Genomic DNA, 13087 nt, shown 5'->3' on the forward strand with positions numbered 1-13087 from the left:
GACAAGCTGCTTAAGATCTAAAGCGACAACTACGTTGACACACACCGCTTTTTAAAAGTAACTCGCCGAAGGCGAAACAGTCTGCCCTTAGGCAGACCGCCGTAGACCTTGATCTTGATCTTGATCTTGATGTAGCTCTAAGGACGAGTCCCCTCTCTCATGGCATCCCCAGCCAGTTAGGCAGCGCCAGCGAGATATAAGGCACGTAAGTCACCAGCAGCAGGAACACCAGCAGGATCGACAACCACGGCAGCGCCGCTCGGATGGTCTCGCCCAGTGTCAGCCCCGTCACCGCAGACGTCACGAACAGGTTCAGCCCCACCGGTGGGTGGACCAACCCGATCTCCATATTGACCACCATGACGATCCCCAAATGAATCGGGTCGATGCCGAGTTTCATCGCGATTGGAAAGAAGATCGGCGCCAGGATCAGGATGATTGCCGAAGGCTCCATGAAGCTACCTGCGACCAGCAGCACGATGTTCACCATGATCAGGAAGCCGATCGGTGTCAGGCCTTCGGAAATGACCCAAGCGGTGATCTGCTGCGGAATCTGCTCCGTGGTCAGGACGTGGGCGAACAGCATGGCGTTGGCGATGATGAACATCAGCATGATCGACAGCCGGCCCGACTCCAGCAACACCTTCGGGCAGTCCTTGAAGCTCATGTCCTTGTAAACGAACAGCGCGATGAACGCCGAATAGACCGCCGCCACTGCCGCCGCTTCGGTCGGCGTGAACATACCGCTGTAGATGCCGCCGAGGATAATGACCAGCAGCATCAGGCCCCAAAACGCCCGTTGCGCCGTGTGCAGCCACTGGCGGAAGGTCACCCGTGGCTGGGCCGGGAGTTTCTTGACCCGGGCGACGATGTAGATCACCACCATCAGGATCACGCCGAGCAGGATCCCGGGCACCACACCGGCAATGAACAGCTTGCCGACCGACGTTTCCGTCGCGGCGGCGTAGACCACCATCACGATGGACGGCGGAATCAGAATGCCCAGCGTACCGGCGTTGCAGATGATGCCCGCGCCGAATGCCTTCGGGTAACCGGAACGCACCATGCCGGCGACCGCAATCGACCCCACGGCCGCCACGGTGGCGGGCGATGAACCGGACAACGCCGCGAACAGCATGCACGCCAGCACCGCCGCAATCGCCAGGCCGCCGCGAATGTGGCCGACGCAGGCGTTGGCGAAGTCGATCAGCCGTTGCGCCACCCCGCCGGTGGTCATGAAGGCCCCGGACAAGAGGAAGAACGGAATCGCCAGAAAGGTGTAGCTGTCGGAGGTTTCGAACAGTTTGATCGCCAGCGAACTCAACGAGTCCGGGCTGAACAGCAGGATCGAAACGGCGCCGGACAATCCCAGGGAAATAGCGATAGGCACGCCCAGGAACATGAAAACGAATAGCAGCAGGAACAGGCAGATAACGGTCATCAGTGCTGCTCCTCGGCAGGGTTGGCGAGTTTGCTCGCTTCAGCCGCTTCGTCGGCCAGACCCAGACCGGTCTGCCGGTGCGTCCAGATGCGGTAAAGGATTTCCAGGTAGCGCGCGATCACCAGAGCAAAGCCGATGGGCACGATGACGGCGATGTAGGCGACCTTGATGCCGAACCGATCAAGGTCCTCGGCACCGATGCCGGCCATGAACAGCGCTGCGACCCACTTGTAGCTGGCGACGAGGAACAAGCCGGCGTACGCCAGGCAACAGGCGCAGGCCAGCATCGCCAGAATCCGCTGGACCGGCTTGCTGGTTTTCTTGACCAGCGCGTCGACACCCAGGTGGCCCGCCGTGCGCACGCCGTAGGAAATCCCGAAGAAGATCAGCCAGCCAAACAGGGCTTTGGTCAGCGCCACGCTCCAGGTCATGCCCTGGGCGTAACCCATCAGGTGGTCGCCGATGCCGGCGAAGAAATCGCTGCTGACGGCCCATTGATCGCTGAGGGAATAAAACAGGGTGTAGATGTTGTTCAACGCCACGTAGACGAACGTCACGAGGGTCATGGCAGCCAGCAGGAAGGCGATGATACCCTCCTCCAGATGCTCCCAGAATCGCGTCAGCGGGTGCATAAGCATTCTCCGAACGAAGCCGAATGTAGCCGGGCATGGCGACGGCCGTGGAGGCGGATCACCCGCGAAACGGGTGGCCGCCGGGCCGTCACGGTCTGTATCGAGAAGCGAAGGAAGGGCTCAAGGCGCCTTGTTCGAATCGTCGGCAGCCTTGATCAGGTCGGCACCGATTTCTTCGGAGAACTTGTCCCAGACCGGCTTCATGGCTTCACGCCATTTCGCGCGCTGCTCAGGGGTGAGCGTCACGATTTCGCTGGTCTTGGCGTCGATGATTTTCTGCTTGGCCGTCTGGTTCAGCGCTTCGGCCTGCTTGTTCACCTCGACCGTCACCTGATCCATAATGGTTTGCAGTTCGCCACGCACGTCCGCCGGCAAGCCGTTCCAGAACTTGGAGTTGGTGATCACCATGTAGTCGATCAGGCCGTGGTTGGACTCGGTGAAGAACGGCTGCACCTCGTTGACCTTCTGGCTTTCGTAGTTCGACCAGGTGTTTTCGGTGCCGTTGACGGTGCCGGTCTGCAGGCCTTGATAGACCTCGGCGAAGCTCATCTTGCGCGGGTTGGCGTGCAGGGCGACAAATTGGGCTTCGAGCACGCTGGAGGCCTGAACGCGGAATTTCAAGCCACGGGCATCTTTCGGTTCAACGAGCTTCTTGTTGGCGGAGAGTTGCTTGAGGCCGTTGTGCCAATACGCCAGACCGTGAATGCCTTTGTCGTCCATCGCGGTCAGCAACGCCTTACCCTGGGGACCCTGCTGAAAGCGGTCAACGGCAGCGAGGTCGTTGAACAGAAACGGCAGATCGAAGATCTGCACTTTCTTGGTGTACTGCTCGAATTTCGCCAGTGACGGCGCCAGCATCTGCACGTCGCCGAGCAGCAGGGCTTCCATTTCCTTGCCGTCGCCGAACAGCGAGGAGTTGGGGTACACCTCGACTTTGACTTTGTCTTTCAAGGCCGGGTCGGCGGCGACCATCTTCTGGAAGAGCAACGCGCCCTGCCCCTTCGGCGTGTTTTCCGCCACCACGTGGGCGAACTTGATCGTGATCGGATCAGCGGCCTGTGCAAGGCTGGCCACAGACACTGCGGCCGCGCAGAAAAGCGCTTTGGTCAGCTTCAACATCGATATCACCTTTTTATTTTTGTATGAACTTATGTTGGCAGGAGCAGGTGGAGCCCATGAGCATAGTGCAACTCCACCATGACGAAGCTCCGGTGTTTAGAGAATCTGCTTTTGTGAAAGCCGGCGTTCGGGGTTGCTGAACGCGATCCAGCTTTCCACCGGCGCCCCGGCGGCGACTGCGTTCACCCCGCCGCCAGCGCCAGCAAACGTTGGGCCCTCAGCAACACCGGCGCGTCGACCATGTGCCCGTCCAGCTGAAAGGCTCCCGCCCCCTTGGCCGCCGCGCTGGCGTTGATCACCTTTTGCGCCCAGTTCAAGTCATCAGCGCTGGGGGCCAACGCGGCGTGGATCACCGGCACTTGCGCCGGATGGATGCACAACGCGCCGCCGTACCCCATGTCGTAGGCGTGGCGAATGGCGCGGTGCAAACCTTTCGGGTCGCCGATGGCCGGGTGCACGCCGTCCAGCGGTGGCAGCAGGTCCGCGCCCCTTGAATGCAGTTGCACCGACATCCGCGCCTGGTCGAGAAACATCTGTGCAGCGTGGGTGCCGCTATTGAGGTTCAGGTCCAGGGCCAGGTCGAGCCCGCCGAACGACAAACGCTCGACCCCCTTGGCATGGGCGATCTGCTCCAGGGCCAGCAGGCCCTTGGCGCTTTCGATGATCGGCAGAACCGGTTTGCCTGTCTGCCAGACCGCCGCGACGTGAGCAGCAGTCTCGACTTTCGGCAGCAGCACCCCGGCCACGCCCGCGTGCTGCCGGCAAAACGCCAAGTCATCGGCATGTTCGGCATGAGTCGGCGCATTGACCCGCACCCACACAGAGGCTTGGGGGTTGTCGTTCAGGAAGGCCGCGAGATTGTCCCGCGCCTGGCGCTTGAGAGGTTCTTCGACGGCGTCTTCGAAATCAACGATGACGGCATCGGCGCCGGCCGCCAGCGCTTTGGCAAAACGATCGGGGCGACTGCCGGGGACGAACAGTGCGGAGCGGATGTTGGTGTGGGCCATGTGGGTGTCCTGAGAGTGTCCTGTGGGAAGGGATGCGCTGCGCAAAAGAGCCTTTTGCAGATCGGGCGCTAGACCACCCCGCCCGCCGCCATCCGCGCCTGGTCTTCAGCCGAAAACCCCAGCTCGCCGAGGATGCTGCCGGTGTGCTGCCCCAGGCCCGGCACGCCGTCCATGCGCGGCGTGAACGCGGTGTTGTGGCCCGGCGGCAGCAGCGACGGCAGCGGGCCGGACGGGCTGTCGACTTCGCACCAGCGGTCACGGGCCTTGAGCTGCGGATGGTCCCAGACGCCCTGCATATCGTTGACCCGGGCGTTGGCGATCTGCGCGTCTTCCAGACGAGCAACCACGTCATCGACGCTCAAAGACGCGAAGCCGTCGACGATGATCTGCCGCAGCGCCTCGCGGTTTTCCGAGCGCTTGAAATTCGCGGAAAAGCGCTCGTCGGTGGCCAGCGCCGGATCGAGCAGGACCTTCTCGCAGAACACCGCCCATTCGCGCTCGTTCTGCAGGCCCAGCATGATCGTGCCGCCCCCGCCGGTGGGAAACGGCCCGTAAGGATAGATCGTCGAGTGGGACGCGCCGGCCCGTGGCGGTGGGGGCGCGCCGTGGTAGGCGTAATACATCGGGTAACCCATCCACTCCACCAGGCTTTCCAGCATGCTGACGTCGATGCGGCTGCCCTGCCCGGTTTTGTCCCGCAGCATCAGCGCCGACAGAATCCCGGTGTAGGCGTACATCCCGGCGGCGATGTCGGCGATGGAGCAACCGGCCTTGGCCATCTCGTTTTCCCCGGGACCACCGGTGACCGACAAAAAGCCGCCCTCGCTCTGGATCAACAGGTCGTAGGCCTTCTTCTTCTCGTAGGGCCCGCCTTCGCCGTAACCCGAAATGTCACAGACGATCAGGCGCGGGAAACGTTCGTGCAGGGCTTCGAACGACAGGCCCATACGGGCAGCGGCGCCCGGCGCCAGGTTTTGCACCAGCACGTCGGCCTTGCCGAGCAACGACTCAAGAATGTCGCCGGCCTGGTCCTGCTTGAGGTCCAGGGTGAGGCTTTCCTTGGAGCGGTTGGTCCAGACGAAATGCGAGGCCAGGCCGTCGACGCGCTGGTCGTAGCCACGGGCGAAATCGCCGACGCCGGGGCGCTCGATCTTGATCACGCGGGCGCCCAGATCCGCCAGTTGGCGTGTGCAGAACGGCGCCGCGATGGCGTGTTCAAGGCTGACGACGGTGATGCCGTCCAAAGGACGCGGGGGTTGTTGAGTCATGTTCGAAAACCTCTTCGTGCCCACCTGCAGGAGCGCGCTTGCGTTTAGATCAGATCGTTCAAATCCTGCGCATCGCGCAGCTGCCACACCCGCCGGATCAACGCCGTGCCCTGCTCCGCCGTGCGTGCGCCGGAGAACGCCAGCAGGCGCTGAACCTTGTCCTCCAGCTCAGGCCGCGACAGGGTGTTGCCCGGATCGCCCTTCGGCTCATCGATGCCAGCGCTCAACACCCGGCCATCGGTGGTGGTCACGATCACCCGCCCCAGCCAGCGCGCTGGATAAGCGCCGTCGACCTCCGGGTCCAGTTCCATCGTCACTTTTTCGCGGAAGGCCGCAACGTCGGCATCGCTCAGGGCCAGGTCGCGGAATTCGATCAACTGCGCGCTGCCGTGAACCGCAATCAACCCGAGCACTGCGCCCATGGAAAACTTCGCCTGATGCACGGTCTGCGGCACATCGACCCGGCCGAGCACATCGATGGCGCCCTGATGAACCCGGGTGACGACCTTGGCGATCTGCCCATGGCGCAGGCCTTCGCGCTGCATCAGGTGCAGCAGGGCATCGGCCGCCGGATGGGTGTGGCGGCACGAGGCGTGAAACTTGAATGAGGTCTCCACCAGCGCCCACCGGCTGCCGAGGCGGTCGGACAGCCTGGCGGGATCACTGTCGCTGGACATCCCCGCCGCCATGCCCTGATCGCCTTCGAGAATATTCCGTGCGCCGGTCAGGCCGTCTTCGGTGAGGTACGCCGCCAGCAGGCCATCGGCCGCCGCCTTGGCGGTGTGCAGCTGCTTGGAATCGGCTGCGTCACGGAGAAATTCCCACAGCCCGGCGGCCTGGGTGCCCGCCGTGCCCAGCAGATTGATGAACTGCTCTTTGTCGAAATTCAGCAGCTTGCCGACGCCCACCGCAGCGGCCAGGGTGCCGACCGTCGCGGTGGTGTGGAAGATGCGGTAGTGGGAGCGGCCCATGAATTCGCCGATGCGGATGCCGGCTTCATAACCGGCGACCGACGCCAGCAGTAAATCCTGGCCGGTTTTGTCGAGGTCCTGAGCCGCTGCGAGCACGGCCGAGAACACCACCGTCGCCGGGTGCAGCACTGAGCTGTTGTGCAGGTCGTCCTGCTCGACCAGGTGCGAAGACGCACCGTTCACCAGCGCGGCGAAGTACGCCGAAGTGCCGCGACCGCTCACCAGAATCTTCGCCTTGCCCTGTTGCGGGCCCATGCGTTCGGCGTAGCGCTCGAACAACGGAATCGGCCGTGCGCCCTGGCTGGCCAGCGCCGAGCCGATCCAGTCGAGGAACAGGTCTTCGGTTCGGTCCAGCACGACGCCGGGAATTTGCTCGTAGGTCAGCTCGGCGAGGAAACCCGCCAATGCCTGGGTATGGCTCATTTCGGCGTCCTCAAAAGCTGCGCGGCAGGTCGAGCAGGTGCTCGGCAACGTAGGAAAGAATCAGGTTGGTGGAGATCGGCGCGACCTGATACAGACGGGTTTCGCGGAATTTGCGCTCCACGTCGTACTCGCAGGCGAACCCGAATCCGCCATGGGTTTGCAGGCACGCATTGGCCGCTTCCCACGACGCTTTTGCCGCAAGGTATTTGGCCATGTTGGCGCTGGCACCGGCGTTCTTGCCGTTGTCGTATTCCTCGCAGGCACGCCAGCGCATCAGGTCCGCCGCTTCGATTTCGATGTGCGCTTCGGCGATGGGAAACTGCACGCCCTGGTTCTGCCCGATCGGGCGGCCAAACACCACGCGATCACGGGCGTAGGCGGCGGACTTCTCGATAAACCACCGGCCGTCGCCGATGCATTCGGCGGCGATCAGCGTGCGTTCGGCATTCAGGCCGTCGAGGATGTAGCGGAAGCCCTTGCCTTCCTCGCCGATCAGGCTCTCGGCGGGGAGTTCGAGATTGTCGAAGAACAGCTCGTTGGTCTCGTGGTTGACCATGTTGGCGATGGGCTGAACGGTCAGGCCGTTGCCGATGGCGTCGCGCAGGTCAACGATGAAGATCGACATGCCTTCGGACTTTTTCGTCACCTCGGCCAGCGGCGTGGTGCGCGCCAGCAGGATCATCAGGTCGGAATGCTGCACGCGGGAGATCCAGACCTTCTGGCCGTTGATCACGTACTTGTCGCCCTGCTTCACCGCCGTGGTCTTGATCTTGGTGGTGTCGGTGCCGGTGCTCGGTTCGGTCACGCCCATGGATTGCAGGCGCAGTTCGCCGCTGGCGAGCTTGGGCAGGTAGTAGCTTTTCTGTGCGTCGCTGCCGTGACGCAGCAGGGTAAACATGTTGTACATCTGGCCGTGCACGGTGCCGGAATTGCCGCCGCAGGCGTTCACTTCTTCAAGGATCACCGAAGCTTCCGCCAGGCCCAGCCCGGAGCCGCCGTACTCTTCGGGAATCATCGCCGACAGCCAGCCTTCGTCGGTCAGCGCCTTGACGAAGGTGTCCGGGAAGCCTTTCTGTTCATCGATCTTGCGCCAGTATTCGGCCGGAAACTGGGCACACAGCGCGCGCACGCCGTCACGTATGGCATTGAGGTCTTCGTTTTCGTAAGGGTTCATGGTGTCCACTCGCATCGGCCGGCGGCCACGGAATCGGCGCGCCTGGCTGTATAGAAAGAAGGGTTCAGTCAAAAACGACTTCGGCGCTCTGGGCGACGCCGGCGTCATTGCCAGCCCACAGCTGCGCCTTGCCCGGCTCGACGATTCGCCCGCCAACGCGAAACGCCGCAGGCACGTTGAGCGGGCGTACGCCGCGATAGGCGAAATGCCGCACGCGCTTGTCGGGATGGGCGCGAATGAAGGCGCGCAGGTTGAACGTGGCGATCATCGGCCCGTGCACGACCAGGCCGGAATAGCCTTCGGTGCCGGTGACGTAGGGATAGTCGTAGTGAATGCGATGGCCGTTGAAGGTCACGGCCGAATAGCGGAACAGCAGCGTCGGCGTCGGCTCGATGACCTCGCTCCACTCGCCCTGCTCTGGCGCGTCACCGCTGTTGAGCTTTGGCGGATTGGGCTCGCGGTAAACGATGTCCTGCTCCTCACGCACGCACAACTCGCCGTCTTGCGAGTAGTCGTGGCGCACGGTCACGAACAGCAGCGACCCGGTGCGGCCGTGCTTTTCCTCAATGTGCAGAATGGTCGACAGGCGATGGGCGTCAGCACCCACCTTCAGCGGCTGAATGAACTCGACGCGGCCACCGGCCCACATGCGGTTGCGATTGTCCGCCGGGGGCAGAAAGCCGCCACGGGCCGGGTGGCCGTCACCGCCGAGTTGCGCTTCGAACAGCGGCTCCTGGAAAAAACACCATTGCCACAGCGGCGGCAGTGGGTCGCCCACACCGGGCGTGGGCTCCCCAAAGGTGGCGGCGATGCGCTTGATCAGGTTGACGCTCAGATGATCCTGGGCTTCTTCGGTGCGGCCAATCCAGGCCGTGAAATCCACGGGTGACGCTGCAGCGCTCATGGGCGGGAACCCTCCGGGTTTGTTGTTATGGCCCGATCATGGAAGTGCGCCGGCATTCTGTGAATTTGCATTTGCGTATAGCGGCGTTCGGGTATGCTGAACGCCTCCTGCAACGTCCGGACACGCCCATGCATTTCGACCTGGCTGACTTGCGCCTCTTCATTCACATCGGCGAATCACCGAGCCTGACCCAGGGCGCGCGCCGGGCGTTTCTCTCCCCTGCCGCCGCCAGCGCACGGATCAAGGCGCTGGAAGGCCAACTCGGCACACGCCTGCTGTACCGCGACAGCCGCGGCGTGGAACTGACCCCCGCCGGTCAGCGCCTGCTCAAACACGCGCGGCTGATCATGAGCCAGGTGGACTACCTGAAGAGTGAGTTCACCAGTTACGGGACTGATTCGGCCGGGCACATTCGCATCTTCGCCAACACCACTGCCGTCACCGAGTTTCTGCCTGAAGTGCTGGCAGGGTTTCTGGCGAAACGGCCTGGCGTCACGGTGGACCTGCAGGAGCGCCTGTCCCGGGACATCGTGCGCGGCGTGCTCGATGGCAGCACCGACATGGGCATCATCGCCGGGCCGGTGGAAGCGGCGGGTTTGCAGGTCATCCACTTCAGCACCGACCGCCTGGTGCTGACCGTGCCGGTGGGCCATGAGCTGGCGGCCGAGAAAAAGATCACGTTCAAGCAAACCCTGGCGTTTCAGCACATCGGGCTGCACGAAGGCAGCACATTGCTGAGTTTTCTGCGCGATCACGTGGAGCGGCTGGGGCAGAATTTGTCGTTGCGGATTCAGGTGTCGAGCTTCGAGGCCATTTGCCGGATGGTCGAAGCCGGGGTGGGCATCGGGGTGATCCCGGAGTCGGCGGCGTTGCGGCACAGCAGGACGATGAAGCTGGTGACCATCGAGCTCGACGAGCCCTGGGCCGTGCGCGAACGAAGCATTCTGGTCCGCGAACTGGACGCCCTGCCGGGGGTGGTCAGGGCGTTGATTGCGGTGTTGTTGCCCGATGCAAGTCCGCCGACGCCGATGCCGTAGCAGCACGACTTACCTGCCGTGGCGATTCCGCAACGCCACCGGCAACCTGGCTTCCACTAGCGACGCTTTACCCAATGCTCAGCCGGTATTCATTTGATGTTTCAACGACAAGTACACTTTAAACAACCACTATTTTTATGTCGTGAGTGATCGTGAACCCCATGTATTTCAGACGAGCAGCGCCAAATGTCCAATTCACCCATTCACCCGACAGCAGTGTGCCGGACTTCACAAACCCTATTTTATAGAACTCAATTCTCATCGTCGTACCGCCATTGCTGTAGGTCGCAACGGGAAGTATGACAGGACCCGGTTTACCCAGTTCGCCGGTGTGATAAATGAGCTTGAATCCGATGCCCTCAACGTTCGTTGGCCAGGTCTCCGACAGCGCCCAGGGTTGGGGGCCTCGTTTATTCACGAGTAAACTTGAGCCCGGATCATCAAAGCGGACTCTCGTCTCTGCGGTGGCTGCGACTGTTGAGGTCGTGCCTAAAAGGGTGCCATTGCTCAGCGTGTTACTCACAACGATCTCGCCGGCCGAATATGAGAATGTGTAGTACGAAGTCGTATACCCTTCGACAAAGTCGGGATGCCCCTCTAGAGAGTTATACGTCACCTTAAAAACCAACTCTGGTGAGCTCACCCTACTGATGTCACCCACTGGAGTAACCGTGTAGGAAACGCTGACACGCAGATCTATGTTGTCATCACTGTAGGTTCCAGGCACGACGAAGATCAAACCTGTGGCACTTTCAACCAACTTTGTTTGAGACGTAGAAGAGGCCGCCCCATTCCAGTTCATCGTGACACTGTCTCCCGCCTGCATATCAGCATATTCGACGACAACCGTTGCAGAGTTGGTGACCTTGGCCAAGTTCAGCGAGTTGCCGAAGCCGGTCCCACTGTCCATGAAAACTTCAACGACCCTCGGCGCTGAGAGTTGCAACGCTTCGCGCACCGTCAGGTGCCATGGGTTACTTTGAAGTGCGTTCGATCTGGCGGTAAAGCGATGCTCGCCCGTGGTCAGCGCGGAAGCAGTGAACTGCCATACGCCATTTACAACCGGCGCTGTTCCAACTTTTGTATCACCATCATATATATCGACTGTGTCCACCAGGATTTGCGCCCCCCTGCCAGCAAGGTACGTCCAGGCTGACCCCGGATCATTTGCTACTTTGCAGGCATCGCTGTTATCTACCATTTTTCACCTCAACACGGTAATCAGGATCAATCATTGATGTTCCTGTCGTCCACGCAATGACCAAAGCCGGTACGTATTTAACATCAGGAACCGATCTTTTCTCGAATCATGCTTTCGAGGTAGCTGCTTCACGCTGCTATCCTCCCATCAACAAATATTTAACGACCTTCGCGATTAACCTAACTTTTTACCGGCACTACGACTACTGTCATAATTGACAGTCGCAAAGTCATGCACACCGGATGCGTAGCAAAACCAGCGAAAATCAACAGCTTAGCTGAGTATAAGTGCCATCAAACTAACCCCTAGTCCGAAAAGATCTTAAGGATTGCCATGTCCAATAGAGCCAAGTGCAGCTGGTTTGGAAAAATAATGGCTGGTCAACTGAGCTGGAGAGAGGCGGCCGGTGGCGCTGCGCGCCAACCATCTCAGACGTCTATATAAGGTCGGCCGAAGTTTCTGCAAAGCTCTTCATATCCAAACGTCGTTCTGCGCCGTGCGCTCGTTGGTATCGTCGCCGGTGTTGATCACCCCGCTTGGCTCGATCAGCATCAGCTTCACCTCTTGGGCAGCGAAAGGCTTGTCGGCGGCGGCCCTGACGACACGGGCGCCCGCAAGCCGGACGGCTGCAACGCGACGCGCTACGTAATTGCGGTATGCCGTGGATATCTCACCGATGAGTACGATTCAAGTCACGACAATTTTAATAGCGTTAGTTAAGTAAACTGACATGTAATGAAGCCGATTAGCGCCAAATCTCCAGTCCACTACGTCACCTGCGGGTATCGTGCCGGGTTCCACGAACCCTGTCTTAAAAAACTCGACCCTCATCGTAGTACCGGGATTACCGTAGAGGCCAGCCCCATTGCGATTACCAGGTCCAGCCTCGAGAATTGTGCCACGGTCATCAATTAGTTTGAAACCGATACCGGGTACGTTAGTTGGATATATTGCTGAATAGCGCCACGGCTGAGCGCCGATTTTATTCTCCATAAAAGTGGAGGTTGTCTCGGTGGCTGTGAATCGCGTTTCCGCGCTCGGACCTGCATTCGGAGTCGAGCCTAAACGGGTACCTGGACTCGTACTGTTACTTACTACTATTTCACCCGAACTAAAAGTGCAGCGGTACCGCGATGTTCTAAATCCTTCAACAAAATAGGGGTTACCAACCAACGAACTGTTAGTAATTTCAAACACCATCTCGGGCGAATTCACCGTGTTCGTCGCACCCACTGGCACGACCGTATACGACACCCGAACACGCTGATTAGTGTTGCTAGTTATATATGTTTTCGGAACGATAAAGCTTACATCTCCTGAACTTCCAGCCAGCTTGGTTTCAGAGGTTGAGCCTCCTGCTCCATTCCAGCTCGTTGTCACCTGGTCTCCCGTTTCCATCCCGGGATATTTAACAATCACGGTCGCAGAATTGATGCTTTTCAAGAGATTTAACGAGTTGCCAAAGCCAGTCCCACTGTCCATGAAAACCTCAACGACACCCGGCGCGGTCAGTTGCAGCGCGTCGCGTATCGTCAGGTCCCACGAATTACTGCGCAGGGCATCGAGTCTCGCCGTGAAATGATGATCGCCTTTGGCGAGGGAGGAGGCGGTATATTGCCATGCTCCATCGACGACCGGCGCTGTCCCCACTTTTACATCACCGTCATATATATCCACTGTTGTTGAAGCCATCCCGGTGGTGCGAGAGGCCAAGCCTGCTGCCGGATTTTTGACAACCTCGCATAGAGTGTTTTCGTCTGTCATCGTATTCACCTAAACGTTTGGATGATTGCTGTTATTGAAAGTTAACCCTGTCATATTAGGCAGCTGCGTACAGACGACTCAAAGCACGGATATCCAGTTGGCGCCGGACAAGTTGATGGACATGTTATGCGGGCAATTACCACCGA

At 60.3% G+C, this 13087-nt stretch carries 11 protein-coding genes and 1 pseudogene; 1 reads left to right on the forward strand and 11 read right to left on the reverse strand.

Going from position 1 to position 13087, the window contains the following annotated elements; genetic code table 11:
* Positions 1-157 precede the first annotated feature (157 nt).
* The 8 genes from dctM to IFT99_RS19100 all read right to left on the reverse strand — a co-directional run bounded on the left by dctM (position 158) and on the right by IFT99_RS19100 (position 8939).
* Positions 158-1441, reverse strand: coding sequence for a C4-dicarboxylate TRAP transporter large permease protein DctM (dctM, locus tag IFT99_RS19065; protein ID WP_065989499.1), 1284 nt, complete (start codon positions 1439-1441; stop codon positions 158-160).
* The gene (locus IFT99_RS19070) at positions 1441-2073 is read right to left on the reverse strand and encodes a TRAP transporter small permease (protein ID WP_192134340.1); all 633 of its coding nucleotides are present in this window, start codon (positions 2071-2073) and stop codon (positions 1441-1443) included. Before IFT99_RS19070 ends, dctM begins: the two co-directional genes overlap by 1 nt.
* A 120-nt stretch (positions 2074-2193) precedes the next feature.
* On the reverse strand, positions 2194-3192 hold the full coding sequence (locus IFT99_RS19075; protein ID WP_065989489.1) for a TRAP transporter substrate-binding protein: 999 nt from the start codon (positions 3190-3192) through the stop codon (positions 2194-2196).
* Between the two features lie 182 nt (positions 3193-3374).
* The gene (locus IFT99_RS19080) at positions 3375-4199 is read right to left on the reverse strand and encodes an HpcH/HpaI aldolase/citrate lyase family protein (RefSeq protein ID WP_192134342.1); all 825 of its coding nucleotides are present in this window, start codon (positions 4197-4199) and stop codon (positions 3375-3377) included.
* Between the two features lie 68 nt (positions 4200-4267).
* A complete protein-coding gene (locus tag IFT99_RS19085; protein WP_192134344.1) occupies positions 4268-5467 on the reverse strand; it encodes a CaiB/BaiF CoA transferase family protein in 1200 nt (399 codons plus the stop codon).
* A 44-nt stretch (positions 5468-5511) separates the two neighbouring features.
* The gene (locus IFT99_RS19090) at positions 5512-6861 is read right to left on the reverse strand and encodes an MmgE/PrpD family protein (protein ID WP_192134346.1); all 1350 of its coding nucleotides are present in this window, start codon (positions 6859-6861) and stop codon (positions 5512-5514) included.
* 10 nt (positions 6862-6871) lie between these two features.
* Positions 6872-8035, reverse strand: coding sequence for an acyl-CoA dehydrogenase family protein (locus tag IFT99_RS19095; RefSeq protein ID WP_192134348.1), 1164 nt, complete (start codon positions 8033-8035; stop codon positions 6872-6874).
* 64 nt (positions 8036-8099) lie between these two features.
* A complete protein-coding gene (locus IFT99_RS19100; protein ID WP_192134350.1) occupies positions 8100-8939 on the reverse strand; it encodes an FAS1-like dehydratase domain-containing protein in 840 nt (279 codons plus the stop codon).
* 128 nt (positions 8940-9067) lie between these two features.
* Here IFT99_RS19100 and IFT99_RS19105 point away from each other — a divergent pair, with 128 nt between their 5' ends.
* Positions 9068-9976 carry a LysR family transcriptional regulator gene (locus IFT99_RS19105; RefSeq protein ID WP_192134352.1) on the forward strand — a complete coding sequence of 303 codons (909 nt, stop codon included), beginning with the start codon at positions 9068-9070 and terminating at the stop codon, positions 9974-9976.
* Between the two features lie 118 nt (positions 9977-10094).
* Here the strand turns inward: IFT99_RS19105 and IFT99_RS19110 are convergent, their stop codons facing one another.
* The 3 genes and pseudogenes from IFT99_RS19110 to IFT99_RS19115 form a co-directional block, all read right to left on the reverse strand.
* Positions 10095-11177, reverse strand: a complete 1083-nt coding sequence (locus IFT99_RS19110) for an Ig-like domain repeat protein (protein WP_192134355.1) — start codon at positions 11175-11177, stop codon at positions 10095-10097.
* A 471-nt stretch (positions 11178-11648) separates the two neighbouring features.
* A pseudogene (locus IFT99_RS26925) lies at positions 11649-11759 on the reverse strand (cupin domain-containing protein); the annotation flags it as partial.
* Between the two features lie 105 nt (positions 11760-11864).
* Complete coding sequence (locus IFT99_RS19115; protein WP_192134357.1) at positions 11865-12941, reverse strand: hypothetical protein; 1077 nt, start codon at positions 12939-12941, stop codon at positions 11865-11867.
* Between the last annotated feature and the right edge of the window lie 146 nt (positions 12942-13087).

Source organism: Pseudomonas sp. CFBP 8772 (assembly GCF_014841665.1).
In the GTDB taxonomy this organism is placed as follows: Bacteria; Pseudomonadota; Gammaproteobacteria; order Pseudomonadales; family Pseudomonadaceae; genus Aquipseudomonas; species Aquipseudomonas graminis_B.

Bases quoted from the DNA above. Each gene is read 5' to 3' on its own strand.
- IFT99_RS19100 (WP_192134350.1), bottom strand. From the start codon at position 8,939: ATGAGCGCTGCAGCGTCACCCGTGGATTTCACGGCCTGGATTGGCCGC.
- IFT99_RS19105 (WP_192134352.1), top strand. From the start codon at position 9,068: ATGCATTTCGACCTGGCTGACTTGCGCCTCTTCATTCACATCGGCGAA.
- IFT99_RS19080 (WP_192134342.1), bottom strand. From the start codon at position 4,199: ATGGCCCACACCAACATCCGCTCCGCACTGTTCGTCCCCGGCAGTCGC.
- IFT99_RS19085 (WP_192134344.1), bottom strand. From the start codon at position 5,467: ATGACTCAACAACCCCCGCGTCCTTTGGACGGCATCACCGTCGTCAGC.
- dctM (WP_065989499.1), bottom strand. From the start codon at position 1,441: ATGACCGTTATCTGCCTGTTCCTGCTGCTATTCGTTTTCATGTTCCTG.
- IFT99_RS19090 (WP_192134346.1), bottom strand. From the start codon at position 6,861: ATGAGCCATACCCAGGCATTGGCGGGTTTCCTCGCCGAGCTGACCTAC.
- IFT99_RS19110 (WP_192134355.1), bottom strand. From the start codon at position 11,177: ATGGTAGATAACAGCGATGCCTGCAAAGTAGCAAATGATCCGGGGTCA.
- IFT99_RS19095 (WP_192134348.1), bottom strand. From the start codon at position 8,035: ATGAACCCTTACGAAAACGAAGACCTCAATGCCATACGTGACGGCGTG.
- IFT99_RS19070 (WP_192134340.1), bottom strand. From the start codon at position 2,073: ATGCACCCGCTGACGCGATTCTGGGAGCATCTGGAGGAGGGTATCATC.
- IFT99_RS19075 (WP_065989489.1), bottom strand. From the start codon at position 3,192: ATGTTGAAGCTGACCAAAGCGCTTTTCTGCGCGGCCGCAGTGTCTGTG.
- IFT99_RS19115 (WP_192134357.1), bottom strand. From the start codon at position 12,941: ATGACAGACGAAAACACTCTATGCGAGGTTGTCAAAAATCCGGCAGCA.